The organism is Microcoleus sp. Pol12B3, assembly GCF_036701355.1.
Taxonomy (GTDB): domain Bacteria; phylum Cyanobacteriota; class Cyanobacteriia; order Cyanobacteriales; family Microcoleaceae; genus Microcoleus.
Window position 1 is genome coordinate 1 of the sequence record NZ_JAUBQS010000135.1, and the last position, 4,087, is coordinate 4,087.

The window sequence follows — 4,087 nt, forward strand, 5'->3', positions numbered from 1 at the left end:
AAGTCAATTTAAAAACCTGGTGGCAAGAACAAGAAGAAGTTTCTCTCCTGCAAAGATTGAGTCAATTTATTGAAGAGATATTATTAGCGAAATTTCCGGAGACTCGAATTTTTATATTTGTCGATGAGATTGATAGTATTTTAAGTTTAGATTTTCCCGTAGATGATTTTTTTGCCTTGATCCGTTATTGTTATAACCAACGAGCCCTTAATCCAGAATACAACCGGATTACCTTCGCCCTTTTCGGAGTAGCTACACCCAGCGATTTAATCGCCGATAAAAATCGGACACCTTTTAATATCGGAGTGGCGATCGATTTGTCAGGATTTAGCTTAGAAGAAGCGCAACCATTAGCGAAAGGGTTAGAAAAGGTCATAGCCAATCCACAGGCAGTTCTCAAAGAAATCTTATATTGGACGGGAGGACAGCCCTTTTTAACGCAAAAACTATGTGAATTAGTAGTGAAAATGGCGCGGAAAGCCCACAGCGGTGATTTAAAAATACCACCGGGAACGGAGGGATTTTTTGTGGAATCGTTGGTGAGAGAAAACATCATCCATCAATGGGAATCGCAAGATGATCCAGAGCATTTAAAGACAATCCGCGATCGCATTATTGGCAACGAACAACTTACTGCACGTAGCTTAGGTATCTATCAAAACCTCTTACAAGCTGGTGAAATTGAAGCGGATGATAGTCGAGAGCAGATCGAATTGCTGCTGTCAGGTTTGGTAGTAAAAAAACAAGGTTTTTTAAATGTAAGCAACCCGATTTATCAAGGAGTGTTTCACCTACAATGGGTAGAAAAACAGTTAGAGCAACTGCGTCCTTACTCCCAAGCTTTCAACGCTTGGATCGCTTCAAAACAAACCGATGAATCGCGATTGTTGCGCGGACAATCGTTAAAAGACGCTTCCTACTGGGCCCAGGGAAAAAGTTTGAGCGGTTTGGATTATCACTTTTTAGCCGCTTCTGGTGAATTAGACAGGCTGGAAGTGCAGCAAGCGCTGGAAGCAGCGAGGCTCAGAGAAGTTGAAGCCAGACTCACAGAAGAACGCAAGCGGTTAGTTTTAGAGCGAGAAACAGCGAAGCGGCAGCGAAGATTTCTTGGGGCGCTCAGCGGAGTGCTAATAGTTGCGATCGCCTTTGGCATTCTCGCCCTTTGGCAATATCATCACGCCCTCACCAGCGAGCAGCAAGCCAGAATCAGCGAAATTCAAGCTCTATCCTCCTCATCAGCAGGGCAATTCGCTTCCCAACAGCGATTAGATGCCCTCGTGAGCGCCATCAAAGCCAGACGCAGGATCGACAGCCTAGCTAATTCCAGCCCCCAGTTGCCATCTCAAGTTCAACAAGTGCTGCAACAAGCCATCTATGGAACGGCAGAATTCAATCGCCTGTTGGGGCATTCCAGCCCGGTTCTGGCAGTTGATATCAGCCCAGACGGTCAACTCATCGCTACCGGAGGCGGCGACCAAACAGCCAAGATCTGGCAACGGGATGGTACCTTGCTGCATACTCTCCAACACACAATCAGCAGCGTCTACGCCCTCCGTTTTACTCCCAACAGCCAGCGCCTGGTAACATCCAGCGTGGACGGCAACATTTATCTGTGGAGTCGGGAAGGCAAACTGCTCAAAACCTTTCAGGGACACAAGGCTGCGATATGGGCGATCGCCGTGAGTCCAGACGGTGAGCGCATCGCCTCCGCCAGTGAAGACAGCACCATTCGACTGTGGAGCGTTGATGGCAAACCGCTCAAAACCCTGAGCGGACATCAAGGTGCAGTTTGGGGTGTTGCCTTTAGCCCGGATGGAAACCTCCTCGCCTCTAGCAGCACAGATAATTCGGTCAAAGTCTGGACTCTCGACGGCGAACTGGTGAGAACCCTAGAAGGTCACAGCGCAAGCGTTTGGGACGTTGAGTTCGCTTTAGTTGCAGACAATAGCGGCGTCAAACGTCCCGCCATTATCTCTGCCAGCGCTGACAACACTGTCAAACTCTGGCAACCAGACGGAACCCTGCTACGAACTCTTAGCGGTCACAGTTCGGAAGTGTTTGAAGTCGCCATCAGCACAGCAGGCGATGTCATTGCTTCCGCCAGCGCCGACCAAACTATCAACCTCTGGAAGCCGGACGGGACGCTGTTGAAAGTCCTCAAAGGGCATCAATCTGGAATTCGCGGGCTTGCTTTTATTCCCAACAGTCAAATGGTTGTCTCCGCTAGCGACGACAATACAGCTCGACTCTGGAATCCGACAAACCCCTTCTCGAAAGTCCTTTACGGACATGGTGGCACGATTTGGGATGTGGATTTCAGCCCGGACGGTCAAATGCTAGCCTCCGCCGGTTCGGATGGCAGCTTCAAACTGTGGGCGCGAGACGGCACGTTGCTGAAGTCTTTTGCCGGAAACGAGACTGCCGTTCGCTCCGTTGCTTTCCTCTCTGGTACCAATCCTGCGATCGCACCTTTCCTTGCTACCGCTAGTGAAGATAAAACAATTAAATTCTGGCAGTTCGACGGGACGCTGCTGAAAACCATAACAGGTCATGAAGCTGGAGTGTGGGATATCTCCCCAAGTCCAGATGGTCGGCTAATGGCTTCTGCTAGCAACGATAAAACCGTGAAACTGTGGAACAAAGACGGCACTTTGCTGAAAACTTTCACAGGGCATCGGGCTAGGGTTTACGATGTGGACTTTACCCCTGACGGACAGAGGCTGCTTTCAGCTAGTAGCGACAGCACTGCTCGGTTGTGGAGTCTTGACGGTAGGTTTTCCAAGACTCTAGAGGGCCATCGCAGCCCTGTTTGGGAAGTTGCCATCAGTCCAGACGGTCGCACTTTGGCAACTGCCAGCAGGGATGACACGATTAAACTCTGGACGAGTGATGGCGCGTTGCTCAAAACCCTCAAGGGAAATACTAGAGGCATGATGGCGGTTGATTTCAGTCCAGACGGTCAAATGCTGGTGGGGGGAGGCTCAACTGGCGCACTCAAACTTTGGAAAACCGACGGGACAGAAATAACGACGCTAACGGGACATGAAGGGAACGTTTGGGCGGTGGCGTTTAGTCCCGATGGCAAACAGATTGCTTCTGTTGGGGACGATCGCACGGTGATTTTATGGGATCTAGAGGGAATTCTCAAACTCGATGAACTGGCTTATGCGTGCGATCGTGTCCGGGATTATTTGCGAACTAATGCTGAAGTCAAGGAGGAGGACAGACATTTGTGCGATCGTATTAAAACGGAATAATATCAAGTCCGCTTTATTAGGAAAAAGAGATTAATATGTGTGGCTATAGCATCAGAAGATTAGAGGATATTTATCATGCTTGGCTGCTTTTTATTGAAAAATACTATAATACTAAATCCGGCGTAACTACTCCCTTTATCTCTCAGTCTGCAGAGGCGGACTTCGTTTGTTTAGTAGCGGTTTCAACCGACGAAGCATACCCAGAACGATCGAGGATATAGCCAAACCGGATTTAGTATGATAACTACAGAGTAATGAAATCGCTAGCGGTAAGAATACCGGGGGTAATATTGTTAAGCTTCGCCAACAATTGATTGGTATCCGTCACAGTAATCAAAGTTTGATTGTTGCTGGAAGTAATACTGAGTTGATTAAAACTCAAACCAGAATTTAACCCAATTAAATCCTCTCCCTTGCGGAAATCATTAATGATGTCGCTACCCACACTTTGATTGAGGAAAAACACATCATTTCCCGAACCTCCCGTCAATGTATCGTCCCCAACATCCCCGGAAAGGAAATCGGCACCGCTGCCACCGCTGAGAATATCATTACCTTTGCCGCCGTAGATGGTATCGTTACCGATGTCGCCACAGAGCACATCGTTTTCATTGCCACCCAACAGCAAGTCGTTGCCCTCACCGCCATCGAGACTGTCGTTTTCTTTGCCTCCGTACAGCGTGTCATGTCCCGACTCACCAAAAATCAGGTCTGCACCTTCATTACCAAAGGCAATATCGTTGCCGTTTCCGACATTAATTGTGTCATTTCCTAAGTTGCCTAAAATGTAGTCGTCCCCATCTTCACCCAGCAAGATATCGTCATCTTTA

2 protein-coding genes are annotated in these 4,087 nt (G+C 48.3%); one reads left to right on the forward strand and one right to left on the reverse strand.

Annotated features, from left to right (window positions below; genetic code table 11):
• Positions 1-3,257, forward strand: a 3,257-nt coding sequence (locus QUA53_RS28640) for an AAA-like domain-containing protein (protein WP_333101235.1), incomplete at its 5' end; no start/stop codon positions are given.
• A gap of 244 nt (positions 3,258-3,501) precedes the next feature.
• Here the strand turns inward: QUA53_RS28640 and QUA53_RS28645 are convergent.
• A partial coding sequence (locus tag QUA53_RS28645) for a calcium-binding protein (protein WP_333101233.1) occupies positions 3,502-4,087 on the reverse strand: 586 nt, incomplete at its 5' end.